At 67.4% G+C, this 414-nt stretch carries 1 protein-coding gene; it reads right to left on the bottom strand.

Going from position 1 to position 414, the window contains the following annotated elements:
* Window positions 1–223: 223 nt before the first annotated feature.
* Window positions 224–414 (bottom strand): hypothetical protein (locus DTW89_RS19460; RefSeq protein ID WP_161555654.1); only part of this gene is annotated, 191 nt, incomplete at its 5' end.

Raw genomic sequence — 414 nt, forward strand, 5'->3', positions numbered from 1 at the left:
GTGTACCGCCCGGTGGTCTCCGATCGTCGAACGATCTTCCCAGAGCGTTCGAGATTCCGAGCGGCCTTCTCGCCGAGCTTTCGGGCGAGCTCCTGGGAGCGTTCGCTGTACTCACTCATCGCTTCCACCGTCTCGTGATCGTCGGCTCCCTGCTCACGATCACGTTCACAACTGCGCCCACAGCGTCGCGGTCCCCTGGTCGATCATCGGGTGCTATACCTCATCATCGTGCGCCGCGCCGTCGCTCGTCGGCGAGCTGCTTCTCGCGCCGCATCCGCACCACCTCGTCGCGAGTGCGGTCGAGCGCGATCCGGAGGTCGATCAGGGCGCACGAGTAGTCGGACCGATCGACCAGCCGGTACCGCAGCACGCGCGCGGTCAGCGCCTCGACGTGCGTGGCCCGCGCGCGTGCTG

The organism is Acidovorax sp. BoFeN1 (genome assembly GCF_003345135.1).
Taxonomy (GTDB): Bacteria; Pseudomonadota; Gammaproteobacteria; order Burkholderiales; family Burkholderiaceae_C; genus Acidovorax; species Acidovorax defluvii.